Annotated in this window: 26 protein-coding genes, 1 tRNA gene and 1 other RNA gene; 15 read left to right on the top strand and 13 right to left on the bottom strand. The window is 56.6% G+C overall.

Annotated features, from left to right (window positions below; all coding sequences use genetic code 11):
• The first annotated feature begins 65 nt into the window (after positions 1–65).
• Entirely contained in the window at positions 66–3,737 is a 3,672-nt protein-coding gene (gene metH, locus AC0IM9_RS12770) for a methionine synthase (protein WP_482804258.1), read from the top strand.
• A gap of 14 nt (positions 3,738–3,751) precedes the next feature.
• The gene (locus AC0IM9_RS12765; protein WP_482804257.1) at positions 3,752–3,988 is read left to right on the top strand and encodes a glutaredoxin family protein; all 237 of its coding nucleotides are present in this window, start codon (positions 3,752–3,754) and stop codon (positions 3,986–3,988) included.
• Between the two features lie 15 nt (positions 3,989–4,003).
• Here AC0IM9_RS12765 and trmB read toward each other — a convergent pair whose 3' ends face one another.
• The 3 genes from trmB to AC0IM9_RS12750 form a co-directional block, all read right to left on the bottom strand.
• Positions 4,004–4,693, bottom strand: coding sequence for a tRNA (guanosine(46)-N7)-methyltransferase TrmB (gene trmB, locus AC0IM9_RS12760; protein WP_482804256.1), 690 nt, complete (start codon positions 4,691–4,693; stop codon positions 4,004–4,006).
• 63 nt (positions 4,694–4,756) lie between these two features.
• Positions 4,757–5,896, bottom strand: a complete 1,140-nt coding sequence (locus AC0IM9_RS12755) for a hypothetical protein (protein ID WP_140914338.1) — start codon at positions 5,894–5,896, stop codon at positions 4,757–4,759.
• A 174-nt stretch (positions 5,897–6,070) separates the two neighbouring features.
• Positions 6,071–7,138, bottom strand: a complete 1,068-nt coding sequence (locus AC0IM9_RS12750) for an alkene reductase (protein WP_482804255.1) — start codon at positions 7,136–7,138, stop codon at positions 6,071–6,073.
• A 220-nt stretch (positions 7,139–7,358) separates the two neighbouring features.
• Here AC0IM9_RS12750 and AC0IM9_RS12745 point away from each other — a divergent pair, with 220 nt between their 5' ends.
• From AC0IM9_RS12745 to AC0IM9_RS12730, 4 genes are all read left to right on the top strand, one after another.
• Positions 7,359–7,823, top strand: a complete 465-nt coding sequence (locus AC0IM9_RS12745) for a winged helix-turn-helix domain-containing protein (protein WP_482804254.1) — start codon at positions 7,359–7,361, stop codon at positions 7,821–7,823.
• Between the two features lie 43 nt (positions 7,824–7,866).
• On the top strand, positions 7,867–8,616 hold the full coding sequence (locus AC0IM9_RS12740) for a methylenetetrahydrofolate reductase (RefSeq protein WP_278210120.1): 750 nt from the start codon (positions 7,867–7,869) through the stop codon (positions 8,614–8,616).
• 86 nt (positions 8,617–8,702) lie between these two features.
• Positions 8,703–9,470 carry an exodeoxyribonuclease III gene (locus tag AC0IM9_RS12735; protein ID WP_482804253.1) on the top strand — a complete coding sequence of 256 codons (768 nt, stop codon included), beginning with the start codon at positions 8,703–8,705 and terminating at the stop codon, positions 9,468–9,470.
• Positions 9,467–10,081 carry a uracil-DNA glycosylase family protein gene (locus AC0IM9_RS12730; protein WP_505331638.1) on the top strand — a complete coding sequence of 205 codons (615 nt, stop codon included), beginning with the start codon at positions 9,467–9,469 and terminating at the stop codon, positions 10,079–10,081. Before AC0IM9_RS12735 ends, AC0IM9_RS12730 begins: the two co-directional genes overlap by 4 nt.
• Here AC0IM9_RS12730 and leuA read toward each other — a convergent pair.
• Positions 10,053–11,717, bottom strand: a complete 1,665-nt coding sequence (gene leuA, locus AC0IM9_RS12725; RefSeq protein WP_482804252.1) for a 2-isopropylmalate synthase — start codon at positions 11,715–11,717, stop codon at positions 10,053–10,055. The genes AC0IM9_RS12730 and leuA overlap by 29 nt on opposite strands.
• Positions 11,718–11,876: 159 nt before the next feature.
• On the opposite strand from leuA, the gene AC0IM9_RS12720 reads away from it, so the two are divergent.
• Entirely contained in the window at positions 11,877–12,350 is a 474-nt protein-coding gene (locus AC0IM9_RS12720) for an Lrp/AsnC family transcriptional regulator (protein ID WP_482804251.1), read from the top strand.
• A 20-nt stretch (positions 12,351–12,370) separates the two neighbouring features.
• Here the strand turns inward: AC0IM9_RS12720 and AC0IM9_RS12715 are convergent, their stop codons facing one another.
• On the bottom strand, positions 12,371–12,961 hold the full coding sequence (locus AC0IM9_RS12715) for an anthranilate synthase component II (RefSeq protein ID WP_482804250.1): 591 nt from the start codon (positions 12,959–12,961) through the stop codon (positions 12,371–12,373).
• Positions 12,958–14,442: an anthranilate synthase component I gene (gene trpE / locus AC0IM9_RS12710; protein WP_482804249.1), complete on the bottom strand. Its 1,485-nt coding sequence runs from the start codon at positions 14,440–14,442 to the stop codon at positions 12,958–12,960. Before trpE ends, AC0IM9_RS12715 begins: the two co-directional genes overlap by 4 nt.
• Before the next feature lie 151 nt (positions 14,443–14,593).
• Between trpE and AC0IM9_RS12705 the strand changes: the two genes are divergently transcribed.
• Complete coding sequence (locus AC0IM9_RS12705; protein WP_482804248.1) at positions 14,594–15,469, top strand: fumarylacetoacetate hydrolase family protein; 876 nt, start codon at positions 14,594–14,596, stop codon at positions 15,467–15,469.
• A gap of 72 nt (positions 15,470–15,541) precedes the next feature.
• A complete protein-coding gene (locus AC0IM9_RS12700; RefSeq protein ID WP_482804247.1) occupies positions 15,542–16,003 on the top strand; it encodes a hypothetical protein in 462 nt (153 codons plus the stop codon).
• 16 nt (positions 16,004–16,019) lie between these two features.
• Here AC0IM9_RS12700 and AC0IM9_RS12695 read toward each other — a convergent pair whose 3' ends face one another.
• Entirely contained in the window at positions 16,020–17,903 is a 1,884-nt protein-coding gene (locus AC0IM9_RS12695; RefSeq protein ID WP_482804246.1) for a potassium transporter Kup, read from the bottom strand.
• A gap of 224 nt (positions 17,904–18,127) precedes the next feature.
• On the opposite strand from AC0IM9_RS12695, the gene AC0IM9_RS12690 reads away from it, so the two are divergent.
• The 3 genes from AC0IM9_RS12690 to AC0IM9_RS12680 are packed head-to-tail and all read left to right on the top strand — an operon-like array spanning position 18,128 to position 20,018.
• A complete protein-coding gene (locus AC0IM9_RS12690) occupies positions 18,128–18,916 on the top strand; it encodes an energy transducer TonB (RefSeq protein WP_482804245.1) in 789 nt (262 codons plus the stop codon).
• 18 nt (positions 18,917–18,934) lie between these two features.
• The gene (locus tag AC0IM9_RS12685; RefSeq protein WP_140913944.1) at positions 18,935–19,603 is read left to right on the top strand and encodes a MotA/TolQ/ExbB proton channel family protein; all 669 of its coding nucleotides are present in this window, start codon (positions 18,935–18,937) and stop codon (positions 19,601–19,603) included.
• A gap of 4 nt (positions 19,604–19,607) precedes the next feature.
• Positions 19,608–20,018, top strand: coding sequence for an ExbD/TolR family protein (locus AC0IM9_RS12680; RefSeq protein ID WP_140913943.1), 411 nt, complete (start codon positions 19,608–19,610; stop codon positions 20,016–20,018).
• A gap of 38 nt (positions 20,019–20,056) precedes the next feature.
• Here the strand turns inward: AC0IM9_RS12680 and rimK are convergent, their stop codons facing one another.
• The 5 genes from rimK to rnpB form a co-directional block, all read right to left on the bottom strand.
• The gene (rimK, locus tag AC0IM9_RS12675) at positions 20,057–20,947 is read right to left on the bottom strand and encodes a 30S ribosomal protein S6--L-glutamate ligase (protein WP_140914328.1); all 891 of its coding nucleotides are present in this window, start codon (positions 20,945–20,947) and stop codon (positions 20,057–20,059) included.
• Between the two features lie 18 nt (positions 20,948–20,965).
• Positions 20,966–21,640: an acireductone synthase gene (gene mtnC / locus AC0IM9_RS12670; RefSeq protein WP_140914327.1), complete on the bottom strand. Its 675-nt coding sequence runs from the start codon at positions 21,638–21,640 to the stop codon at positions 20,966–20,968.
• Entirely contained in the window at positions 21,637–22,194 is a 558-nt protein-coding gene (locus AC0IM9_RS12665; RefSeq protein ID WP_140914326.1) for a 1,2-dihydroxy-3-keto-5-methylthiopentene dioxygenase, read from the bottom strand. Before AC0IM9_RS12665 ends, mtnC begins: the two co-directional genes overlap by 4 nt.
• Entirely contained in the window at positions 22,191–22,814 is a 624-nt protein-coding gene (locus tag AC0IM9_RS12660; protein WP_482804244.1) for a methylthioribulose 1-phosphate dehydratase, read from the bottom strand. The genes AC0IM9_RS12665 and AC0IM9_RS12660 overlap by 4 nt, the downstream gene beginning before the upstream one ends.
• Before the next feature lie 33 nt (positions 22,815–22,847).
• An RNA gene (gene rnpB, locus AC0IM9_RS12655) (RNase P RNA component class A) lies at positions 22,848–23,198 on the bottom strand.
• Positions 23,199–23,468: 270 nt separating this feature from the next.
• On the opposite strand from rnpB, the gene AC0IM9_RS12650 reads away from it, so the two are divergent.
• From AC0IM9_RS12650 to AC0IM9_RS12640, 3 genes are all read left to right on the top strand, one after another.
• Positions 23,469–23,545: transfer RNA gene (locus AC0IM9_RS12650), tRNA-Met, on the top strand.
• A 537-nt stretch (positions 23,546–24,082) separates the two neighbouring features.
• Complete coding sequence (locus AC0IM9_RS12645; protein ID WP_482804312.1) at positions 24,083–24,520, top strand: CcdB family protein; 438 nt, start codon at positions 24,083–24,085, stop codon at positions 24,518–24,520.
• Positions 24,521–24,589: 69 nt separating this feature from the next.
• Entirely contained in the window at positions 24,590–26,371 is a 1,782-nt protein-coding gene (locus tag AC0IM9_RS12640) for an autotransporter domain-containing protein (protein ID WP_482804243.1), read from the top strand.
• A 97-nt stretch (positions 26,372–26,468) separates the two neighbouring features.
• Here the strand turns inward: AC0IM9_RS12640 and AC0IM9_RS12635 are convergent.
• Positions 26,469–26,815: IS3 family transposase (locus AC0IM9_RS12635; RefSeq protein ID WP_482804242.1), on the bottom strand; the 347-nt coding region annotated here is incomplete at its 5' end.

Raw genomic sequence — 26,815 nt, 5'->3', positions numbered from 1 at the left:
ATCGTGATTTGCCAAAATTTCCGATCAGCCGCCGTTCCAATATCACTCTTCGATCAACTGCCCGCATGAATAGCTCCGAACGTTTACACCAGCTTCTGTCACAGCGAATTTTATTTCTGGATGGCGCCATGGGCACCATGATACAGAGCTACAAGCTGGAGGAGAAGGACTATCGCGGCGAGCGCTTTGCCGACTGGCCGGTCGATCTGAAAGGCAACAACGACTTGTTGTCGATCACCCAACCCGACGTCATCCGCGCCATACACAAGGCCTATCTGGATGCCGGCACCGACATTCTGGAAACCAACACCTTCAACTCCACCAAGGTGGCGATGGCCGATTACCGGATGGAAGATCTGGCCTACGAAATCAACGTCGCCTCGGCTCGAGTCGCTAGACAAGCCGCCGATGCGGCAACCGCGCTGACACCGGACAAACCGCGTTTCGTCGCCGGCGTGCTGGGCCCGACCAACCGCACTTCGTCGATGTCCCCTGACGTCAACGACCCGGGTTTTAGAAACATCACCTTCGACGACTTGGTTGACGCTTACAGCGAAGCCACCCGTGGCTTGATCGACGGCGGCGCGGATATTATTCTGATCGAAACCGTATTCGACACCCTGAATGCCAAGGCGGCGATATTCGCCGTCGAATCGGTATTCGACCAAATCGGTTACCAATTGCCGGTGATGATTTCCGGCACCATTACCGACGCCTCCGGCCGCACTCTGTCCGGCCAGACCGCCGCCGCATTCTGGACTTCGCTGAAACACGTCAAGCCGATTTCAATCGGCTTCAATTGCGCGCTCGGCGCCCAGGAGCTGCGCCAGTACATCGAAGAATTATCCAACATCGCTGACACCTACGTCTCGGCCCACCCCAACGCCGGCCTGCCCAACGAGTTCGGCGAATATGACGAAACCCCGGAAATGATGGCTGCCGAACTGGCCGACTGGGCCGCCAACGGTTATCTGAACATCATCGGCGGTTGCTGCGGCACCTCGCCCGACACGATCCGCGCCATCGTCGCCGAACTGAGCAAATCTCCGCCGCGACAAATTCCAGAACTGGAAAAACGCTGCCATCTGGCTGGCCTGGAAGCGATGAGCATCGGCTCGGAAACCTTGTTCGTCAACGTGGGCGAGCGGACCAACGTTACCGGTTCGGCGGTGTTCAAGAAGATGATCGTCGAAGAGCGCTACGAGGATGCCCTGGAAGTGGCGCGCCAACAGGTGGAAAACGGCGCGCAGATCATCGACATCAACATGGACGAAGGCATGCTCGATTCGAAGGCGGCGATGGTGCGCTTTCTGAATTTGCTGGCGGCCGAGCCGGACATCGCCAAAGTGCCGGTGATGCTGGATTCTTCCAAATGGGATATTCTGGAAGCCGGCCTGAAATGCATCCAAGGCAAGGGTATCGTCAACTCCATTTCAATCAAGGAAGGCGAGGCCAAATTCATCGAGCAAGCCAAACTGGTACGCCGCTACGGCGCGGCGGTGATCGTGATGGCCTTCGACGAAGTCGGTCAGGCCGACACGATGGCGCGCAAGATCGAAATCTGCAGCCGCGCCTACAAGATTTTGACCGAGCAGGTCGGCTTTCCGCCGGAAGACATCATCTTCGACCCGAATATTTTCGCGGTCGCCACCGGCATCGAGGAACACAACAATTACGGCGTCGATTTCATCGAAGCCACCCGCGCCATCAAGCAAAACCTGCCGCATGCCTTGATTTCCGGCGGCGTATCCAACGTCTCGTTCTCGTTCCGCGGCAACAATCCGGTGCGGGAAGCGATCCACGCGGTATTTCTGTACCACGCGGTGCATGCCGGCATGGACATGGGCATCGTCAACGCCGGCCAACTGGCGATTTACGCCGACATTCCGGAAGAGTTGCGCAACGCAGTCGAGGACGTGATTCTGAACCGCACCCCGGACGGCACCGAAAGACTGCTGGACATCGCCGAAAAATATCGCGGTAGCGGCCAGGCGGCCAAGCAGGAAACCCTGGAATGGCGCGAATGGCCAGTTACTAAACGCCTGGAACACGCTTTGGTCAAAGGCATCGCCGACTTTATCGAGGAAGATACCGAAGCCGCCCGCCTGGAAGCGGAAAAGCCGTTGCACGTCATCGAAGGCCCGTTGATGGACGGTATGAACGTGGTCGGCGACCTGTTCGGCGAAGGCAAGATGTTTCTGCCGCAAGTCGTGAAGTCGGCGCGGGTCATGAAGAAAGCTGTCGCCTATCTGATGCCGTTCATGGACGCCGACAAGGACGGCGCCGCCCGCGAAACCAACGGCAAGGTGCTGATGGCCACCGTCAAAGGCGACGTGCATGACATCGGCAAAAACATCGTCACCGTGGTATTGCAATGCAACAACTACGAAGTAATAGATATGGGCGTGATGGTGCCGGCGGAAAACATCTTGAAAACAGCCCGCGAGGAAAAGGTCGACGTGATCGGCCTGAGCGGTTTGATCACGCCGTCGTTGGACGAAATGGTCCATGTCGCCAAGGAAATGCAGCGCCAGGGCTTCCAAATTCCGTTGTTGATCGGCGGTGCCACCACATCGCGCGCCCACACCGCGGTCAAGATCGAACCCAACTACGAGCATCCAACTGTTTATGTCACCGACGCCTCGCGTGCGGTCGGCGTAGTCAGTTCGCTGCTCAGCCAGGATTTAAAAGCCGACTTCGTCGCCAAAACCCGCGACGAATACGCCCAGGTCCGTGAACGCCATAAAGGCCGCCAGGCCAAGAATCCGCAGCATCCACTCGAAGCCGCGCGGCGTAACCGTTTCGACCATGCCGGGCACCAACCGGTGAAACCGAAGTTCCTCGGCACCCGGATTTTCGACCATTTCCCTCTGGCGACACTGGCACAATACATCGACTGGACGCCGTTCTTCCTGACCTGGGAATTGTCCGGCAGCTACCCGGCGATTCTGCATGACGCGGTCGTCGGCCAGGAAGCCAACAAATTATTCCAAGACGCGCAGGACATGCTGCAACACATCGTCAACGAAAACTGGGTGACCGCCAAAGCCGTGATCGGCTTTTTCCCGGCCAACAGCGAGGGCGACGACATCATCGTTTACACCGACGACAGCCGTAGCGAGCAGCTCGAAGTGCTACACCATTTGCGGCAGCAGAACGTCAAGGCGCCGGGCCGACCAAACTATTGTTTATCCGACTTCGTCGCACCGGTTGAAAGCGGCATCGCCGACTACATCGGGGGGTTTGCCGTCACCGCCGGCATCGGCATCGAAGCCAAACTGGCCGAATTCGAACAAGACCACGACGATTACAGCGCCATCATGCTCAAGGCCCTGGCCGACCGCCTGGCCGAAGCCTTTGCCGAGTATATGCATTTGGCGGTACGCAAGGACTACTGGGGCTATGCCGAGGATGAAAATTACGACAACGCAGCGCTGATCGAAGAAGCCTACCGCGGCATCCGCCCGGCCCCCGGCTATCCGGCCTGCCCGGACCACACCGAAAAAGCCAAGTTATTCGAACTGCTGAACGCCACCGAGCATACGACGATCACGTTGACCGAAAGTTTTGCAATGTATCCGGCGGCGGCGGTCAGTGGCTGGTACTTCTCACATCCGGAATCGCAGTACTTCAACGTCGGCAAGATCGACCGCGACCAGTTGGAAGATTATGCGCGGCGCAAAGGCATCAAGCTGGAAGTGGCGGAACGCTGGCTAGCGGCACACTTGAACCACTGATCAGGCCAAGATTGATGGCGGATTTTATTTTGTACGGCACCGACGGCTGCCACTTATGCGAAGAAGCCGAAGAAATAGTCAGACTGGCCGGCTTGAGCTTCGAGACGCAGGACATCATCGACGACCAAGCCTTGCTGCAGCGCTACGGGATTAAGATTCCGGTCTTGGCACACCCCGGCCGCGGCCTGGAACTGCACTGGCCGTTTGGCCCGGAACAGGTGCTTTGGCTTGTCGCACAAACCCAGGCCTAATCCAGCCGCGACGCGTTAAAGCTTGGTGAAAATCAAATCCCAAACGCCGTGGCCCAAGCCTAAACCGCGATTCTCGAATTTGGTCAACGGCCGGTAATCCGGCCGCGGACAAAAATCCCCGCTCGGACTGCTATTCTTCAATCCCGCGCCTGCGGCCAAAATCGCCAGCATATCCTTGGCGTAATGCTCCCAATCGGTCGCCGCGTGAAAATAACCGCCGACCGCCAATTTTTTATTCAGCAATTCGACAAAACCAGGGCGGACGATACGGCGCTTGTGGTGTCGGCGTTTTTGCCAAGGGTCGGGAAAAAACAAATGTACGCCGGCCAAACTGTGGTCGGCGACTTTTTGTTCCAGGATTTCGATCGCATCGTGATGGTAGATTCTGACATTGTCGATGCCGCGCTGCTCCAGCAACATCATCAAGTGGCCGACGCCCGGCCTATGCACTTCAATCCCCAAATAATTCAAATGCGGATTGGCTGCCGCCATCGCCGCCAGACTGTCGCCGTTACCGAAACCGATCTCGACGATCAGCGGCGCCTGCCGACCAAAGGCTGACACTGGATCGAACATCTGCTCCGGCGCCAGACAGTATTTCTGCCAATGGTGCTCCAGTGCGAATTTTTGGCCGGCAGTGGCGCGGCCCTGGCGGCGGATGAAACTGCGAATTTTGGACGGGTCGATACGTTGCGGTGCGGTCATTGATTCAAAAAGTCAGAACAGAAAAATGCGAAAGGCCGCCGCTAAGACAGAAGACCGTAACGATCAGCCGCCGAGGTCTACCTTCGACATCGCGATAGCGCTTTCCATGACAATTTTAAGCGCAATGCACGGGTCGATCACGGTTTTTCCGCCATGAATCGCATCCTGTATCGCCAAACCGAACAGAATCGGCCAATGTGCCGCAGCCGGACACAGCAACTGTACCGTCGGCAGCAGGTTAGGCCACAAGGCCTTTAAGTAATTCAACGGCTTATCGGCCGGAGATTGCCGTAACGGCAGACGCAACACGCCGAATTCGGCACTGCCCAAAGTATTTGCGCTGTGGCGGAATAATTCGCCAACATCCAGCAACGCTTGGCAGCCGGATTTTTGCGCCGCCGCTGCCGCCAAACCCCACACCGAATACTGCGACTCCGCCAACGGCGAGTTTAAAGCGTCGCCGTAAAAATAGCGGTTGCCATCGGTACCTTCAATCACAACGAAACCGGCCTCGGCAGCCAAACCTTCCGCCAAATTGCGCTGCCTGACGCTGGCCTGGCAAGCGTAACCGGCCAAAGCCCCCAGCGCGCACAACAGCGATTCGGCATGTACGCCCTTATCGTTCTGCATCGCCGCAGTCAAGCGATGGAAGACCTCTTGCGCAGCGATTTTGGCACCCGCCAGCGGATCCTCCTGACTGCGCTCACGAATCGCAGCGAGTAACGACTCGAAGGCCGGCAACTTGGTCTTGGCGTGTTGCAGGCGCCGCCGCTCGACCTGCTCGAGAAATTCGACAAATTCCCCCGGTGCCGCGAACCAACCGGAATTGACCCGAGCTTCGCCGAAAGCCGAAACCACCACGGCCACGGTATGGCCGGACACCTTAAGCCGCTTGACCTGTTCGATTGCCGAATAGGGCATACAGATAATCGGCAACGTCAAAGATGCCTTAGGCAACAAGGCTTCTTCCTCCCGTAATTCGATGTAATGCGGTTTAAACGACGCTCTGGCAACGATCCAACCCAGCAAAACGGCGCATATACCGCTGGCAACAGCCAGCAGGCCTATCAGACTGGCATACTGGGACAACGGCGCGCTTACGGCGAGATAGGCCAAGCCGCAGGTCGGCGCAAGCGCCGCAAACAAAAGCGACACGGCGATACGACTAGGCAGCCGGTAGCGGTAACGAATTACTTCGCTCACGCCTGAAGCGGCCATGGCTGGTTAAAAATCGGCATCATTCATGCGTCCTCCGGAAATTGAGTATAGCCGCGCACCGTGTTGTTGCTAACATCCGCCGGATACCGCCCGGGAAAGGCGGACATCATGGTTGCCCTCCGCTTTTTCCGAATGATAGGTAACTCGGCTGCCAGATACTCAATCCGCCAGCAATGGATAATCGGTATACCCCTCGCTCGGTCCGGCCTCGCCGTACAGGTAAAACGTCGAGGCGTCGAACGGCGTCAATGCCGCACCGGTCTTTAAGCGGTGCGGTAGATCGGGGTTGGCGATGAAGTGCTTGCCAAACGACACCGCGTCGGCATCGCCGCTGGCGATGGCTTGCGCTGCAGTTTCGGCGCTGAAATTTTCGTTGGCGATCAGCACGCCGCCGAAGCGGCGTTTCAAAGCCGGACTGATGGCGTCGGCGCCCTGGGCTTCGCGCGTGAAGATAAAGGCCAGCCGACGTTTGCCCAATTGTTCGGCGACATAGCCGAAGGTGGTCAGCGGATCGGAGTCTCCCATGCTGTGCATATCGCAGCGCGGCGCCAAATGCACGCCGACCCTGCCGGCACCCCATACCGAAATCGCCGCATCGGTTGCCTCCAACAACAGGCGGGCGCGATTTGCCACCGGCCCGCCGTAGGCGTCGTCGCGGCGGTTGGTACTGTCTTGCAGAAATTGGTCCAACAGGTACCCGTTAGCGGCATGGATTTCGACGCCGTCGAAACCGGCCAATTTGGCGTTAGCAGCCCCCTGGCGAAACGCCTCGACGATGGCCGGCATCTCATCCAGCGCCAACGCGCGCGGAGTGACAAAATCGCGCATCGGCCGTAACAGGCTGACATGGCCTTGCGCAGCAATCGCGCTGGGCGCAACCGGTAACTCGCCGTCCAGATAAAACGGATCGGATATCCGCCCGACATGCCACAGTTGCAAAAACATGCGGCCGCCGGCGGCATGGACCGCTTCGGTAACACCGCGCCAGCCTTCGATCTGCGCCGCCGACCAGATGCCCGGCGTATCCGGATAACCGACGCCTTGCGGACTGACGCATGTCGCTTCGCTAAGAATCAATCCGGCGCTGGCGCGTTGCGCGTAGTATTGCGCCATCAGCGCGTTCGGTACCCGGCCGGCACCAGCGCGGCAGCGGGTTAACGGCGCCATAACGATACGGTTGGGCAATTCGAGGTCGCCGATACGGATGGGGTCGAACAATGGATTCATGCGGTGCTCCTGCGTACTGAACTGGTTAAAAAGCCGATATAGTAGCCGCAATGCGGATCAGGCAAGCGATTTGGCAGCCTATTCGGCAACCGATACCAGAGAGATCGGCCGGAAATGCTCCCATCGGCGCAATACCCCGACTTGGTAAACGGCGCCGTCATCCGCCTGAGATTGGGATTGATCGGCTAGCATGTCGAATTAACCCGGCTAGCGATGTATCATGCCTACCTTAGCCGTTTTCGTCCGTTACCAAGCCATGACATCAACCAAAACCGATACGGATGCCCAGCTTCCGAAGTTAAAAATTACGGTGCGTCTGCTCCATAACCAAGAAATTGCGATGGGGCCGGGCAAAGCCGAACTGTTGGCCGCCATTCAAAAAACCGGTTCCATCATGGCAGCGGGTAAATCCATGAATATGAGCTACCGCCGGGCCTGGATGTTGGTGGATGTGATGAACCGTAGCTTTGCCGAGCCATTGGTGCACGCCGCGAAAGGTGGACGCCACGGCGGCGGCACGGTACTGACACCGCTAGGGCAGCAGGTGCTGGCGCAATATAGCAAGATGGTCGAAGCGGTTAATCATTCCGCGGATGACTACCTGCAACTGTTCTCCGGGTTGATGGCTCAACCGCAGCAAACCCCGGCAGACGATACCGATTCCAAACTTGCCAGCGCCGGTTGAACCCAGCCGCAGACCGAATACACTTCCATTCGTTACACCATCCATGAATATTTCTTTCGAAATCGTACCCAGAAGCCTACAGGCTTTCGACGAACAATACGCCTTTGTGCAAACCCTGAACCAAGGCATCAACATCATCAACGTGCCGGATATCCAGCGCTTCGACACCCGCAGTTGGCAATTGGCAAGCCGGGTCGATCGTAGCCGTTTCCGCTTCATCCCGCATTTTCGAGCCATCGACTTTAAAATTGACGGCGGCGAATTGTTCCGCATCATCGAAGACTACGGCCTGGATAGCGTGTTGCTGGTGACCGGCGATCCGCCTGAGGGTTTGAAACGGGCGTTTTACAATACCGACGTGGTGGATTTGATCCGCGCCGTGCGCCGCCGCTTTCCGGAGCTAAATATTTACGCCGGTTTCGATCCGCATCGCCAGGGTTTGCAGGACGAGTGCGACTATATCTGGCGCAAGGCCGATGCCGGCGCCACCGGCTTTTTCTCGCAACCGTTTTACGATCCGCGCATGGTCGAGATTTATGCCGAACATATGCAAGGGCTGGAAACCTATATCGGCATCAGTCCGATCACGACTCAGGCCTCGCAGAATTATTGGGAAGTGAAAAATCGGGTCAAATTTCCGAAAAATTTCCGTCCGGATTACGACTGGAACGTCGAGTTCGCCAACAATCTGATCGCGACGGCGGCCGAGACCGGTTTGCACGTCTATTTCATGCCGATCCGGATCGATTTGGGTAAATATTTCCAAAGAATCAATATCGGCACGACTAAGTGACGCCAACCTCCGGCCGGCCGCACTATGCCGTTGCGACCGGCAACGCTTAGAATAGCCCGGTCTTCAACCGCATCCCGACTACCGCAATGAAAATTGTCTCCTGGAACGTCAACGGCATCCGCGCCGTACAAGGCAAAGGTTTTGCCGAAACCCTGGCTCGAATCGACGCCGATTGCATCTTGTTGCAAGAAACCAAGGCCCAGGAAGACCAAGTGGCGCAGGCCCTGAACGGCATCGATGGTTACCACGTCCACGCCAACTCGGCCGAGCGCAAGGGTTATTCCGGCGTCGCGCTGCTGTGCCGACAGGAGCCCTTGCAAATTCTGCGCGACATCGGCCAAACCGACCACGACCTGGAAGGCCGGGTCATCGCCGCCGAGTACGAAGGGTTTTACTTGGTGAACGTCTATGTGCCGAATTCCGGCGACGGCCTGTCCCGACTGGATTACCGGCAAACCTGGGACCAGGCGTTCGGCGATTACCTGGCCGATCTGCAAAGCCGCAAACCGGTGATCGTCGGCGGCGATTTCAACGTCGCCCACCAAGCCATCGACATCGCCCGGCCCAAGGCCAATTACAACAAATCGGCCGGCTACACCCAGGCCGAGATCGACGGCTTCGACAGTATTCTGGCGCGCGGCCTGATCGACAGCTTCCGCCATTTCCATCCGGAGCAAGTGGCGTACAGTTGGTGGAGTTACCGCGCCAACGCCCGCGAAAAGAACATCGGTTGGCGGATCGATTACCTGTTGGCCAGCGAACCGCTACTGCCGAGCATCCAAAGCGCCTTCATCCTGCCGGAGATCACTGGCTCGGACCACTGTCCGGTCGGCATCGACATTCAAATCGCTTGAGCGCGCTGCACCAGCATCGGGCCGCCTTGCTGGCCTGCCGGCGTTGTCCGGAGATGGTCGGTCCGGTGGTTTGTTGTCAACCGGTGATGTCGAAAGTGCTGCTGATCGGTCAGGCGCCGGGCGGCAAGGAAGGCCAATTCGGCAAACCGTTCGCCTGGACCGCCGGCAAGACGTTGTTCGGCTGGTTCGCCCGATTGGGCCTGGACGAAGCGCAATTTCGGCAAAGGGTGTATATGGCGGCGGTGTGCCGCTGCTTCCCAGGCAAGCAGGTCGGCGGCGGCGATCGGGTGCCGAGCCCGGCCGAAATCGAAAACTGCTCGGCCTGGCTGCGCGCCGAAATCGAGATCTTGCAACCGCAACTGATCATCCCGGTCGGCAAGCTGGCGATCCAGCAATGGCTGAAGGCAGACAAACTCAACACCGTCATCGGCAAGCAATTTCAGGTCGACGCCTACGGCCACGCTGCCGACCTGATCCCGCTGCCGCATCCCTCCGGCGCCTCGACCTGGCACCGCACCGAGCCGGGCATCAGCCTGCTGGCCGAGGCCCTGGCCGCAATCGAACGCCATCCGGCCTGGAAAACTATTCGGCCGAGCGATGGACGCCGCTGATCAGCGCCTTGATCGACGCCGTCAGCAAATTATCGTCGATGCCGACGCCGTAACGCACCGGCTGGCCATCCGGGCCGGCCAGTTCGACGAAGGCGCAGGCGCGGGCATCGCCGCCGTGGCGGCTGGGGCCGAGCGAGCGTTCTTCATAATTGCGGATTGTCTCAGCGTAATCCAGCACCGCCAACGCGGCGACCGCCGCATCCAGCGGACCATTGCCGTTGCCGGCCACACAGCGCGTTGCGCCGCGCCACTGCAGTTCCAATTCGATTCGCTGGCCGCCATCGATTTCGGCTAAACGGTGGCCGAGGTAACGGAGCGGCCCAGCATCCGCCAAATAAGTCGCGTTGAACAAGCGCCAGATTTCCGCATGGCCGATCTCGCCGCCGCCGGCGTCGGCCTGTTGCTGCACCACTTGAGCGAATTCGGCCTGCAAGCGGCGCGGCAAGACGATGCCGTAATGGCTTTCCAACAAATGGGCGATGCCGCCCTTGCCGGATTGGCTGTTGACCCGAATCACCGCATCGTAACCGCGACCGACGTCGGCCGGATCGAACGGCAGATAGGGCACGTTCCACAAGCCGCCCGCAGTTTGCGCGGCGAAGCCTTTCTTGATCGCATCCTGGTGCGAGCCGGAGAATGCGGTGAACACCAAATCGCCGGCATAAGGCTGGCGCGGCGGTACGCTCAAGCCGGTGCAGGCTTCGAAGCTGCACGCGACCGCGTCAGTGTCGGAAAAATCCAGACCCGGCGCGATGCCCTGGGTGTACAAATTCAAAGCCAGCGTGACCAGATCGACGTTGCCGGTGCGTTCGCCGTTGCCGAACAAACAGCCTTCGACCCGCTCGGCGCCGGCCATCAACGCCAGTTCGGCGGCAGCCACCGCGGTGCCGCGATCGTTGTGCGGATGCACGCTCAACACCACGCTGTCGCGGCGGGCGATGCGACGGTGCATCCATTCGATCTGGTCGGCGTAGACGTTCGGCGTCGCGTGTTCCACCGACGACGGCAGGTTCAAAATGAGCTTGTTTTCCGGCGTCGCACCCCAGGCTTCGACGACGGCGTCGGCCACTTCCAGCGCGTAATCCAGTTCGGTGGCGGTGAAGGTTTCCAGGCTGTATTGCAACTGCCAGTCGGTAGCGGGTTGCATGACAGTCAATTCCTTGACCAAGCGCACCGCGTTGACCGCCATCGCCAGCACTTGGGCCTTGCTCATGCCCAGCACCAGCTCACGGAACGGTTGCGAGGTGGCGTTGACGATATGCACGATGGCGCTGCGGGCGCCGCGCAAGCTTTCGACAGTGCGGCGCAACAACGGGGCGCGGGCATGGCTCAGCACTTCTATCGTCACGTCGTCGGGAACCCGCTGTTCGCTGATCAATTGGCGGACGAAGTCGAAATCGGTTTGGGAGGCGGACGGAAACGCCACTTCGATTTGCTTGAAGCCGATGCCGCACAAGGTTTCGAACAAGCGGAGTTTACGTGCCGCGTTCATCGGCTCGAACAAGGCCTGATTGCCGTCGCGCAGATCGGTGCTCATCCAGATAGGGGCTTGAGCTATGGCCCGGTTGGGCCACTGCCGATCCGGCAAGGCGAGCGGCGGAAACGGCCGGTATTTCATGGAAGGGTTGGCTAACATGGTCGGTCTCCTGTATTCGAGTTGGCGATACGATACGCCAAAGCGACAGACAGGCGATTGCGTTTATAGCGAAGATTCGCGGTAGAATTAAATTAATATTGCCGAATAATGTCTTTTTAATTAATTTTATTGCCTAAATTAATGTGATATAGGCAATTTATGGACCTAGACCGCTACGCTCGGCAAATTTTGACCGCGCTGCAAAACGACGGCCGGATCAGCAATCAGGAACTGGCCGACCGCATCGGCCTGTCGCCGTCGCCTTGTCTGCGCCGGGTACGGGCGCTGGAGGAAGCCGGCCTGATCGTCGGCTACCGGGCGCTATTGGATGCCAAGGCCTTGGGCTTGAGCCTGACCGCGTTGGTGCAGATTTCGATGGATCGGCACACGCCGGAGCGCTTTGCCGCTTTCGAGGCCGCCGTCGCCGAGATCCCGGAGGTGATGGAGTGCCTGCTGATTACCGGCCAGGCCGCCGATTACCAGCTCAAGGTCGCGGTCAAGGATCTGGACGCTTACCAGGAGTTGCTGCTGAAGCGCATCACCGGCATTCCCGGCGTCAGCGGCGTGCATTCCAGCTTTGTACTGAGACGAGTCGTCGATAAGACTGCGTTTGCGGTGGCCGCGGCCGGATAAAACGGCCGCGGCGAGGTTTTTCAGCGCTGCAGAAAATTCCTGAGCATGTCGTGCCCGTGCTCGGTCAGGATCGACTCGGGGTGGAATTGCACGCCTTCGATGTCGAGGGTTTTGTGGCGCACGCCCATGATTTCGTCGATGTTGCCTTGTTCGTCCTGAGTCCAGGCGGTGATTTCCAGGCAATCGGGAATGGTCGCCTGTTCGATGACCAGCGAATGGTAGCGGGTCGCGGTAAACGGGTTGCTCAGGCCTTTGAACACGCCGACATCGTTGTGGTAAACCGGCGACACCTTGCCGTGCATGATCTGTTTGGCGTGGATGATGTTACCGCCGAAGGCGTAACCTATGCTTTGGTGGCCGAGGCAGACGCCCAGAATCGGGTATTTGCCGGCGTAACGATGGATGGTGTCCACGGAAATGCCGGCTTCCTTTGGCGTGCACGGGCCGGGGGAAATGACGATCTTGTCCGGGCGCAAGCCCTCAATGTCTTCCACCGTGACTTCGTCGTTGCGCACCACCACCACGTCGGCGCCGAGTTCGCCGAAATATTGCACCAGGTTGTAGGTGAACGAATCGTAATTGTCGACCATCACCAATCTGACGCCGCTCATGCTTTGCCTCCGAGGCCGGCTTCGGCCATGCTGACGGCGCGGAATACCGCGCGGCCTTTGTTCATTGTTTCATCCCATTCGTTGCGCGGGATCGAATCGTAGACGATGCCGGCGCCGGCTTGAATGTGTAAAGTTTGGTCCTTGATCACGGCGGTACGGATCGCGATTGCGGTATCCAGGTTGCCGGACCAGGAAATGTAACCGACCGCGCCGGAATAGATGCCGCGCTTGACCGGCTCCAGTTCGTCGATGATTTCCATCGCCCTGATTTTCGGCGCGCCGCTGACGGTGCCGGCCGGAAAGGTCGCCGCCAACACGTCGAAGGCATTTTTGCCGTCCTGCAATTCGCCGGTGACATTGGAAACGATGTGCATCACGTGCGAGTAGCGCTCGACGATCATCTTGTCGGTGAGTTTGACGCTGCCGATTTTGGCGACGCGGCCGGTATCGTTGCGGCCCAGGTCGATCAGCATCAAGTGTTCGGCAATTTCTTTCGGATCGGCCAGCAGTTCTTTTTCCAGCTCCAGATCCTGCTCGTGGGTTTCGCCGCGGCGGCGGGTGCCGGCGATCGGCCTGACCGTGACTTCGTTGTCTTCCAGCCGTACCAGAATCTCCGGCGACGAGCCGACCACATGCAAATCGTCCAGGTTCATGAAAAACATGTACGGCGACGGGTTCAGGCAACGCAGTGCCCGATACAAATCCAGCGGCGCGGCATTAAACGGAATCGACATGCGCTGCGACAATACCACCTGCATGCAGTCGCCGTCGGTGATGTATTGTTTGACTTTCAGTACCGCGTCTTCGTAGCCCTGCTGGGTAAATCCGGAGACGAAATCGGCTTCGTTGACCTGTTTTCCGGCCGCGTGCGGTTGCGGGTGGGCGTGCGGCTTGCGCAATTTTTCCACCAGTCGGTCCAGCCGGGCCTTGGCATTATGATAGGCGTTGTCCTGCGCCGGATCGGCGTGAGTCAATAGCAGCATCTTGCCGGACAGGTTGTCGAACACCAGCAAATCCTGCGACACCATCAACAGGATATCCGGGGCGCCAATCGGGTCGGGTTTGCCGCTGGGTTGCAGGCGCGGTTCGATGTAGCCGATGGTTTCGTAGCCGAAATAACCGACCAGGCCGCCGTTAAAGCGCGGCAGGCCGGGCACATCCGGCACTTTGTATTGCTGGCGGAATTCCTCTATCCACTGCAACGGTTGCTGGTGCTGGAACACCTGAGCCTCGGCACCGTCGTTTTCGACGGTTATGCTCTGACCGCTGATTTTGATCCGGGTATGACAGGGCAGACCGATGATCGAATAGCGCCCCCATTGTTCGCCGCCGTGTACCGATTCGAACAGATAAGAATACGCGCCGTCGGCCAGCTTGAGATAAGCGCTGAGCGGCGTGTCCAGGTCGGCTAAAACTTCGCGCCAGACCGGGATGCGGTTATAGCCTTGTTGGGCGTAGTCGGCAAATTGGGCGGGTGTCATCGGTGGAACTCAAAATGGGGCGGCCGGGCCGCGAACAATCAAGCGGCGATTGTACCCCACAACGCGCCGAGCGGCGAACGCCAACGCCCGCTTGCCGCCAATTTGCGGCCGATCGGCTAGAATGCCCGCTTTTTGGAACTGAGCGGACTATATGAAATTGGCGACTTTTCTGGACAACGGCGTGCGCAAAATCGGCGCGGTGGTGGGCGATGCGGTGGTGGCCGCCGGCGCGGAGGCGCCGAACGACATGCCGGCGTTTTTGGCGGCGGGCGACTCGGCACGACAGGCGTTGCAAGCCTTGATCGATGCCGATGCGCCGCGCATCGCGCTGACCGATGTGACGCTGTTGGCGCCGATCCCGCGCCCGGGCAAATTGCTGGGCGTGGGTTTGAATTACGCCGACCACATCGGCGAAACCGGCTTGGAAAAACCGGAATACCCGACGTTTTTCACCAAACAAAGCACCTGCGTCATCGGGCCCGGCGCGGCAATCCATATTCCGCTAATCTCGGATAAAGTCGATTACGAAGGCGAGTTGGCTGTGGTCATCGGCCAGCGCTGCAAAAATGTCCCCGCCGAACGCGCCGTCGAAGTGATTGCCGGCTATACGATCTGCAATGATGTGACAGTGCGCGACTGGCAGGCGCGGACGCCGACCTGGACCCTGGGTAAATCCTTCGACACCCACGGCCCGCTGGGTCCCTGGCTGATTACCGCCGACGAAATCGCCGACCCGCACAACCTGAGTCTGAAAACCTGGGTCGACGATGAATTGCGCCAAAACGCTAATACCGGCGAGATGATTTTCAATTGTTACGAGTTGATCGCCTATCTGAGCCAGGTCATGACCTTGGAGCCGGGCGATGTGATCAGCACCGGCACCCCGGCCGGCGTGGGTGTGAAAATGAAGCCGCGCGGTTATTTAAAGCCGGGACAAACCGTGCGTATCCAAATCGAGGGGATTGGCGACCTGATCAATCCGGTGATTGCCGAACCGGCGGGTTTTTTGGTGCAGCCTGGAGTTTAAGCGCCGATTAAGTCTGCCTCGATACGCTGTAGCCAACTTAATCCAAGAGGGCCGCAAAGCCAAGAGGCAGTCATGAAAACCTTGAAAGTCACCATTTTTTCCATCGCAGCTATCGCCCTGTCGGGTTGTGCGACGGGCTACTACCAACGTGGCTATTCGGGTTACGGCAATGGCTATTATTCGTCCCCGACCTATTCGCGCAGTTACGGCGGCGGCAGCTATTACAGCCCAGGTACGACGATAACTTACGGTCGCTACTACCTGCCGCAAGGCCGGATTCACGACCACCATGATCACCACGACTGGCGGCGGCCGGATTTCGACCGCCACGACGACCGTCGCGGCGATTGGCGCGGCCGCTCGCCGGATCATGATCGGGACGATCATCAACCGGACCGGTCTGCGTGGCGAGGATATTCTTTGATGGCGCGGCCGGAGCCGGCCGAAGCCGGTGGCCGCAGGGCTTGGCGCGAGCGCGGCGGTGATGGCGACGATCGCCGACCCGGCGGCTGGCACGGACGCCGCGATCAATAGTCCGCAGTAAGACTGACTACAACTCGATCCGAATGCCTAGCTCGATGACCCGATCAACCGGGATTTTGAAATATTCGATCGCACTGCTGGAATTGTGAGTCAGGAAACTGAACAGGGAGCGCCGCCATTTGGGCATCGGACTTTTGCGGCGGAATGACAGGCGCTCGCTACCAATAAAAAACGATACGGTTTTCTGGTTGATATCCAGGCCTTCGTGGCAACAAAGCTGCAGCGCACGGCGGACGTCCTGTTCCTCCTGAAAGCCGAAATACAGTTTGACGCGGTAAAAGTTGCCGCTGTCGCCAAACGAACGAATTTTGACCCGTTGCGCTTCCTCCACGTAAGGTTCCTCGCGGGTGACGATGGTCAATACGATCACCTTCTCGTGAATCACATGGTTATGCTCCAGGTTGTGCAGCAAAACCTGCGGCACACCGTGCACGCTGCGCGCCATATAAATCGCGGTGCCGGGTACGGTAGCCAGTGGCTGGTCGCGCAAGCGTTCCTCCAAGTCTTCGAACAGCACCCGGCGTTCGTCCAGGTAGCGGGCCAACAACTGCTTGCCCTTGATCCAGGTAGTCATCACCAAAAACAACACGGTGCCGACCACTAGCGGCAGCCAGCCGCCGTGCGGAATTTTCAGGCTGTTGGAGGACAGAAACAGTAAGTCGATGATCAAGAAGGTGGATAAAAACAGAATGCTGGTGGGCTTGTTCCATTGCCACAAACCCTGGATCACGATGAAGGCCAGTATAGTGTCCACGATCATGGTGCCGGTCACTGCGATGCCGTAAGCCGAGGCGAGTGCGGATGAGGATTTAAAGCTCAGTACCAATATGAACACCGATACCATCAACAACCAGTTGATAGCCGGCACGAACACTTGGCCCATTTCGTCGCCGGAAGTATGGCGGATGTTCATGCGTGGGCAATAGCCCAGCAGGATGGCTTGGCGGGTCACCGAAAAAGCCCCGGAAATCACGGCTTGCGAAGCGATTACGGTGGATAGGGTCGCCAATACCAGCAGCGGAAAAGATGCCCACTGCGGCGCCATCAGAAAGAACGGATTTTCCACCGCTTTCGGATTGCCGATCAACAAGGCGCCCTGGCCCAGATAGTTCAACAACAGCGCCGGGAATACGAAGCCGAACCAGGCGTAGCGGATCGGTTTCAACCCGAAATGGCCCATGTCGGCATACAGCGCCTCGGCGCCGGTAATCGCCAATACCACCGCGCCCATGATGACAAAGCCCTTCCAGCCGATTTCGAGCAGCAAACTAAAGGCATAGTAAGGGTTGAGCGCCATCAACACGTCAGGGTGCTGCAGGATGTTAAAGATCCCGAGCAGAGCCAATGCAGCAAACCAAACGCACATCACCGGCGCAAACATGCGCCCGACTCGACCCGTGCCTTTGGCTTGGATGACAAACAACACCGCAAGCACCGAAATGGTGATCGGCGAAATGAAGTTTCCCAACCGCGGCGCAACGATCTGCAAGCCTTCGACGGCGCTAAGCACCGAGATGGCTGGGGTAATCATGCTATCGCCATAGAACAGCGCGGCGCCCAGCAAACCTATCGTGACAATGAACAGTTTACGTTCCGGATTATCCTTCGAGCCATGCATCGCCAGCGCCATCAGCGCCATAATGCCGCCTTCTCCCTTGTTATCCGCGCGCATAATGAAGATGGCGTATTTGGTGGTAACCACCAGAGTGATGGCCCAAAAAATCAACGACAACACGCCCAGTACGTGGACCGTATCGGTAGGCAAGCCACCGTGAAAAACCTCTTTTACGGCATACAGCGGACTGGTGCCGATGTCGCCGAAGACGACGCCGATGGCGCTAAACGCCAACGCAGCGATTTGCTCCTTGGTCTGGGAATGTTTTGCGGACATAGAAAATAGCGGAAGATTAGGGACGGGCCGGAAAATTATGCCACAGATCGCGATTTTGCCGCCAACCGCAAAGGTCGGGAGGGGGGATTTGAGGTTCTGAAACGTCTTAGTCTTTATTCGGCCCCCACTGCCGTCCGCGAGGTGGTGGCTGACGAGGGGGAGGTAATAACATACAATGTATGATTAAAAACCAATCGCGCATATTTTTGTACTGAACTGCTTATATGTTTTTATTTAAAAACCACGAGGATGCTTTGCCGGAAAATCACTTGGTATCGTTCGGCGGCGTGGGACAGACAGGGGGGCGCGGTCAACATTGGTTTTGGCGAGGCTTATTCGGCGAGGAACGGCCCGCCAGTATGCTCAGATTATTGGCGGTCTTGGTATTACTGTTGCACATCTGGGGCCTGCAGCAATTGCTAAAGCCCGAAGAGAAACTGACCGAGGCCCAACCGCTGATCATGGAAGTCTCGATGATCGCAATGTCCGCCCCCAAACCTGCTGCGGCTCCGCCACCGCCTGCACCGCCGCCGCCGGAAAAAAAACCGCCGCCAAAAAAACCGCAACCGAAACCGCTGCCGAAAAAGGCGCCGCCCATTGTGCAAAAAGCGCCGGAATTTGCGCCGGTAGAAGCTCCGGCCGAGCCGCAACCGGCACCGGTGAGCGCGCCGAGCGCCCCCAGCGCTCCGGCCACCAGCACGAGCAGCGTGCCGACCCGCGCCGAACAGTTTACTGAAGCAAATTATCGCGCCAATTACGCCCACAATCCGAAACCGGAATATCCGATGATCGCGAAGAGCCGCGGCTGGCAGGGTAAGGTGCTGCTAAAAGTCCAAGTTTCCGCGGATGGCCTGAGCGAAGCGGTCGCGGTGGATCAGAGCAGCGGCCACGAAATACTGGACGAATCGGCGATGGAGGCCGTTAAAAAATGGAAATTCATTCCGGCCAAGCGCGGTGAAACGCCGGTGGCCAGTTCGGTGATCGTGCCAATCATTTTTACACTACGTGAATAATAAAACTCGGAGAGAGTAATGCCTTACCATATAGCCCCAGAAGCTGTTATCGACGCCACCCTGTACACACTGGTGGTGTTTTCGCTGATAACCTGGACTCTGATTCTGTTCAAAATTTGGCAATTCGCCAAAAACAACTACTACAACAAAAAATACAACGCCGCTTTTTGGGACTCGGTCGATTTGAAAGCCGCTGAACAATTGCCTACCGAGACCGCGCGCGGCCCGAAAGCGCGCATTGCCCAATGCGGTTTCGCCTGGCTGGCGGAAATGAGCCACCCGGAGACCTGCGCCAGCCTGAAATTCCGCGGTTCGCCGCAGGATTTGCTGGAGCAGACCTTGCGCAAACAAACCCAGGACGAGCAGCGCCGGATGGAAAGCGGTCTGACCATGCTCGCCAGCATCGGCAGCACGGCGCCGTTTGTCGGCTTATTCGGTACGGTATTGGGCATCATGCACGCAATGCATGACATCAGCGCCAGCGGCTCGGCCAGCCTGGATGTCGTGGCCGGCCCGATCGGCGACGCCTTGATTGCCACGGCCATCGGTATCGCAGTGGCAGTTCCGGCAGTCTTGGCCTACAATTTTTTCCTGAGGCGCGCCAAGCACCATCGGGCGTCGCTGGAGAATTTCGTGGACGGCTTTCTGCATATCGCCTTTGGCGACAACGGTAAAAACAAGGAGTAAATAAATGGGATTTAAAACGAATTCGGAAGACGACGAGGCGGTCAGTGAAATAAACGTCACGCCGTTAGTCGATGTCATGCTGGTGCTGGTGATCATCTTATTGGTAACCGCACCTTTGCTAACCCAATCGGTAAACGTAGCGCTGCCGAAAACGGCTTCCACCACCCCGGATACCGAAAAACAGCCGATGCAACTGGGTATCGACGCCCAGGGCGCGGTGACTCTGAACAAGAATTCGGTCGCCGATCTGGCCGCGCTGGACACTACGCTGAGAAGCGAACTGGCCGCCAACCCCGAACTGATCATCCATATCTATGCCGACCAAGGCGTCAACTACGGCAAAGTGGCGGAAGTGATGGCCACCGTGCAACACGCCGGCATCTCGAAGCTGGCTTTCGTCACGTTGGAACAGTAACGACTTTATTCCGAGCCCGGTTTTGTGCCGGGCTCTTGTTACGCGGACTTGGCCTTTCCGGCGTTTTTCTCGATGTATTCGATCATCAAGCCGGCAATATCCTTGCCACTGGTCTTTTCGATACCTTCCAGCCCCGGCGACGAATTCACTTCCATCACCAGAGGGCCGCGTTTGGAGCGCAGTAAATCGACACCGCACACGTCCAAGCCCATGATTTTCGCCGCTTGAACCGCTGCGGCGCGTTCTGCCGGCGCCAGCCTGATCAGTGTTGCGGTGCCGCCGCGATGCAAATTCGAGCGGAATTCGCCTTCGCGGCCTTGGCGTTTCATGGCCGCGACTACCTTGTCGCCAATCACGAAACAGCGAATGTCGCTGCCGGCCGCCTCCTGAACGAACTCCTGCACCATGATGTTGGCGTTCAAGCCCATGAAAGCCTGAATCACGCTATGCGCCGCGTTGTGGGTTTCTGCGAGTACCACACCGATGCCTTGCGAGCCTTCCACCAGCTTGATCACCAACGGCGCGCCGCCGACTTCGGCGATGAGATCTTCGATGTTGTCGGGATTATGCGCAAACGCAGTGATCGGCAAATCGATGCCTTTGCGAGCCAGCAATTGGCTGGAGGCCATTTTGTCGCGGGAGCGGCTGATCGCCGCCGACTTGTTCAAGGTATAGACGCCCATCACTTCGAATTGGCGCAACACCGCCGTGCCGTAGAAGGTAATCGACGCACCGATACGCGGAATCACCGCATCGTAACCCAGCAAATCTTCGCCCATGTAATGAATCGACGGCTTCATCGACGTGATATTCATGTAGCAATGGGTCGGATCGAATATGCGCGCGTCATGGCCGCGTGCTTTGGCGGCCTCCATCAGCCGTACGCTGGAATACAGCGCCGGGTCGCGCGACAGGATGGCGATTTTCATAGGCCGTGCGGAGCCGGATTAGAACCGTATCGCATCGAAATCGGCCGCTTGCGGATGGTCGGCGCCGGCATCCGCCGTTTGGTCCCGCACCAGCCAGCGGGTAGCAAAGCCGGCAATACGCGCCGCATCCAGTTCTTCTTTGATGTCGGAAAGAAACAGAATCTGCGCAGCGGGCAAACCGAGTTCGTCGGCTATTTTTCGATAAGACTCGGCTTCGCGCTTGCCGCCGATGCGGGTGTCGAAATAGCCGGAGAATAGCGGCGTCAAATCGCCGAAATCGCTGTAACCGAACAACAATTTCTGCGCCTGCACCGAGCCGGACGAATAAACGTACAGTTTCAAGCCGCGCTCCTGCCAAGCCCCCAAATTGCGCACCGCATCCGGGTAAACGTGGCCGGTAAAGTCGCCGTTTTGATAACCGTCCAACCAGATCAAGCCTTGCAGAGATTTAAGCGGCGTGATTTTCTGGTCGGCATCGATCCAAGCAATAAATTGTTCGATCAATGCCGCTTGTTCGAGTTGGCCTCCCGCGAGCCGATTGGCATCGTCCAGTAAGGCTTTTACCTCGGGATCGGCACAGTGCTCGGCGACGAAAGCGGGCAGGTGTTGGCGGGCGTAAGGGAACAGTACGTCCTTTACGAACGACAGCGACGACGTGGTGCCTTCGATGTCGGTAACGATGGCTTCGATCATAATGCAGCGAGGTATTGGTCCAGCGTCGGGAAGCTATCTGCGATTTTATCGCCGGTAAAATCCGCTACCCAGCCGTCTTCGGTCGTGAACAGGCGGATGCATTTGAAAGCCGGATTTTCGCCCATATCGAACCAATGCTTGGTATCGGCCGGCACGCTGATCAAATCGCCTTGTTCGCACAACACGGCGTGGACCTGGTCGCCGACGTGCAGGTAAAACAAGCCTTTGCCTTCGACAAAGAAGCGCACTTCGAAGTCGCTGTGGGTATGCTCGGCCAGAAATTTTTGCCGTAACGCATCCTTGTTCGGATGCTCGGCGTTCAGGCTGATCACGTCGACCGATTGAAAACCGTATTGCTGCTTCAATTTGTCGATCGAACTCTGGTAAGCCGCCAATACCGTGTCGGCGTGCGCATCGGCGGCAAAGGTTTGCTCGGCCTGCCAGCGCTCGAATTGCACGCCCAGTCCGCTCAGTTGGCCGGCAATCGCGTCAAAATCGCGCCAGGTTTGGCCTTGGCCGGGTTGGTTGGCGGGATAAGTAGTCAATGCGCTCATAAGCGTTTTACTCCATGCAGACGAATTTCAATATCGAACAAAAACTCCAGGGCTTCCAGATGCCGCAACGCGTCGTCAACCGAAGCGCCCCAAGTGTAAAAACCGTGGCCGGCGATGATGTAACCGTGAATGTCGCCGTGGCTGTCCAAATAGTCCTCGACCTTGGCCGCCAGACGCGGGATATCCTGGTCGTTGGCAAAGATCGGCACCACGATGCGGCTTTCGTGGGTGTCGATGCCGGGCAAAGCCTTCAATAGTTCGTAATCTTCCAGGACGATTTCGTCTTGAAACAGCCGGGCGGTCAACGTGGCGTTGACCGAATGCGGATGCAACACGGCTTGCACATCAGGGTAACGCTGATAAATCGAGGTGTGCAGCAAGGTCTCGGCCGACGGCTTCTTGCCGTCCAGCGAGCGGCCGCAGTTATCGATCAGCATGATGTCGTCGGCTTGCAAGCGACCTTTATGCCGACCGGAAACCGTAATCGCAATATTGCCGTCCGCCAATCGCGCCGAAAAATTACCGCTGGTGGCCGGCACCCAGCCCTTGCTGTCGATGAAGCGGCCGGCGGCGATCAGTTGCTCGGCCTTCAGGAAAAATTCGTCGGATTTTAAGGTCATGGAGTCTTTGCGGAAGGCAAAAGAATAGGGGAATGGAAGAGTTGGCCTGTAAGCCGGGTTCTGTCGTGAACAGCCATTCATCTAGGCGCTTGGTCACCCAAGCGCTCAAGCAATCTACCCAGGAGCAGCGCGGGCCACGCCAATGCTCCTCTATTTGATCTTGCTCCGGGTGGGGTTTACCCTGCCACACCTGTTACCAGTTGCGCGGTGCGCTCTTACCGCACCATTTCACCCTTACCGGGTCCGATACGAACCAGGCGGTATATTTTCTGCGGCACTTTCCGTAGGCTCGCGCCTCCCAGGCATTACCTGGCACCCTGCCCTATGGAGCCCGGACTTTCCTCCCTCCCGCTTGCGCGGAACGGCGACTGTTCGGCCAACTCTGGCGGGGATTATACAGGTTACACCGGGAAATAGTTCGTTCTGAGCTCGAACGAAGCCATGGCCGCTGGCAACAGCCGAACGCTAGCCCGGCTATCCTTGATGCATAGAGCATCGATAATTCGGTCCCTGCGCGCCAGCCAACCCATCCTGATCTTTTCAGCGACCAGGAACTTTAAGGAAATGAAGGTACGAATGCGGCGGCAGCAAATGATTTTGCATGTTTATTGCTTGCTATTTTTTTGGCGACCAGTATAATGCAGAACTATCAATCGCGGGGTGGAGCAGCTTGGTAGCTCGTCGGGCTCATAACCCGAAGGTCGTAGGTTCAAATCCTGCCCCCGCTACCAGACAAATAAAAGGCCTAGGTTTAACGACCTAGGCCTTTTTTGTTGCCCCAAGGTTTCTCGAATATAGCAACCAATACTAAGGCGTTCGCCCAAGTTCAACTGTTGGCATTTTCGACCAAAAATAGCCCTGCTTGCCTATCGCGTAAGCTGTACAAGGGTAAGACCACATCCCTGCGCCTGCGGCCCGCTTTTCCTGATTTCAGCATTTCCTGCACCCAACCAAGTGGCGCAGGCCTTGGGAATGCAAACCCGGGCAGTACAATGCTTGCATATGGCCTCCCAAAGGGACTGATCCAACGCCACGCGCCGACCGAAACAATGGATGCAAGATAGCCGTTGCCAAATCGACAGAACGAGGCTGGCCTAAAACCGTCTAGCAATGAGAATTTCTAAATCACTGGCTTAGCTTGACTAGGCAAAGCATTTGATTGTGCATAAAAATACGCAAGGCATAGTGATGCAAATCGACGTTAGCCCTACTGCTCCTAAATTTGCAGAGCGATTTTCTCGATGCACTAAAAACCCGGCTGCTAGTTCCTGCCACCAAATTGTCCGAGAAAAAAGCCTATTACCCGTTTGAATCCAGTTTTTGAATTCGATCAACAGGAATGCTTGCTGGCAGTTCAGGAAATGGCTGCGATTCCGGCAAACAGCCTGGGTACAAAGGTTGCAGATGTGGGGGCATTGAGAAGCGAGATTTTGGCGACGTTGGATTTGTTAACTTCCGAATTGTTAAACGGCGGACAAGTTTTGCCAGTTTTTGCAATTCCTGATAACACTTCGACACAGGTTGATAAGGCATCGCTAACAAAGGACGCTACCCTGGAACTAGAGCTACTCCAATATCGGGGGAAATTTGATCTACAATTCTGCGGTAAATTAATTGGCGAGCAAAGGGGACTTGAAAGTCAAGGACCGCGACCAACCAATTGCCGCCGGGTTCGAACATTATTATTTTGCGAGTCGGAAGCATAATCCTTCGAAATCTCTATCACTAGGTAGGATAAAAAATTTTCCTGCCCTTAAAGATAGCGTCCAATCCCATTGAAAAGAAAGCTTTCCAAATTAGCAATATGCTTGACATTTAACTGTCATTTTCTGGTAGCTAATAATGTACGAGCAACCCCTGTTGTCGCGATTACAAATACTCCAAATGTGACCAGTGGCGGCTCTGGTATAAGCGCGAATGATTGGAAGGGGCTTATCTTTTCTACTCCCTCATGGGCTACCAGTGAAATCAGTTCCATTCAGCTAGGACTGAATTGCTCAGGGGTTGGATGCGGATATCCGCAGTCGACCAATATCCAAATTGACCTTTACTCGGTTGCGTCTGAGCTTCCAAATACCCAGCTCAATAGCCTCCCTCTCCAGCCAATAACCCTGTCAAGTGGTCAGCAAATGTATACATTTGCGATACCAAATTGGCTACTGACAGCGAATACTGCTTATGCACTTGTACTTAAATCAGACTCAAACGTTCCTGGGCTTTTCAATTTCAGATGGGGAAATACCGGAAACGCACCAGCCGGCACGCAACCATCTGGGTTTAATGGTTACACCTATCTTGGCTTGAAATCTTATTCAAATGGCGTCTGGACCTCGGCTGGTGAATTAAATGCCGTGGTAATTTATGTGTACCAACAACCAAACTTCATATCTACGGCAACCAATCAAAATCAGCTGGCGGTCGCCACCGGCTTAAACACAGCCTTAATTACTCCAGCATCAACTGCTGGCCAAAGCATTCTAAATCGCTTTGTTACAATGACAGTCCCACAAGTGCAGGCTGTTTTTGATTCAATATCCGGCGAAGGTATTTCTGCACAACAAACTGCCAGCTTTGATGCAACGAATATCACTGTGGATACAGTAAGAAGACAAGGTGCTTACTGGCTCATGGATGAATGCCAAGCAGGTACCGGGGCTAAAAAGAACAAAGCACAATTCGACCTGGTTATCGGCCATTCCTGCGCAAATAACGACAACAGCCAGTTCCGAAGCTGGGCGGCTGGTGTGGGCGGATCAAATTCGTTGAGCGGCTCTTCAATCGTTGGCTCAGCTTCTGTATCAACACAAACAGGCGGCGGTCTTATTGGATTCGATTACGAGATTGGCCCTAACCTCTTGGTGGGTGCCATGGCAGGAGCTACATCGACTAGCTACAACGTATCCGCGCTCGCATCTTCCGGTTCAGTCGTATCAGGTCAGTTTGGCCTATATAGCGTCGCTAAATGGAATAAGTTTTACCTAAACAGCATCTTTGATTTCGGCTATTTCAGTAACTCATCGACGAGGTATGTCGCTGGTATTGGACCAACGACCGAGATAAGCTCCCACACTAACAGCAATTCACTGACAGGTAGGCTGGAAGTCGGATATCGGATTGAAAATCCAGCAATAAACATGATGCCGTTCATTGCCATTCAGGCCACTTCACTACAAATGGGTCATTACAACGAATCCAACCTAAATCACTTGGGTCTATCGGTTCAGAGCAAGAACGTTATGTCCGAGCAAGGCAGTTTAGGCGTTCAAGTCGACAAGGTGTACGACATCGACAGAGAGTGGTCTTTGTACCCATTATTCAGAATGGCATGGATTCATGAATTCCAAACCGACCGCACTCTGACCGGATCGTTTCAAGCGTTACCGACAGGGATTTGGACTGTCAATGGCGCCAGTGCCGCTTCAGATTCAGCAGACCTAGGGATTAGCTTGCAAGTTACCAATAAAGATGGATTTGTGTTCTTCGCATCGGGCAACACTGTTGTTTCTTCAACCAATCAAGGCTACACGGGGCAGATTGGCTTAAAGATCATATTTTAGGGGTCGCTACGTGTTTATTTAATCGAGTCTGACGACTCGAGGACAAGACGCGAACACCATACAAATCTGATGTGTCAACACCTTACCGGACACACGGTTAAGCAGCTTTTTGCTGCAATTCGTAGTCAGCGGGTGACAAATAGCCATTGGCTGAATGTAGTCGCTCGCGGTTATAAAACACTTCAATATATTCAAACACTGCCTGCCTAGCCTCAACCCGATTACGAAAGGTTTGATGATGAATCAGCTCTGTTTTCAAGGTATGAAAGAAGCTTTCCGATACGGCATTGTCCCAACAGTTGCCTTTTCGGCTCATACTCTGGCAAATGCCGTGTTGCTTCAATAGCGCCCGGTGGCTTTCCGAAGCATATTGGCTCCCTCGGTCGGTATGCCAGAGTAAGCCTTGTGCCGGTTTACGCTTCCAAATGGCCATCAATAGCGCAT

Source organism: Methylomonas sp. Uni0011 (assembly GCF_056850255.1).
Note: the sequence above shows the minus strand (reverse complement) of the source record. Positions and strands in the feature narration are given on the sequence as shown.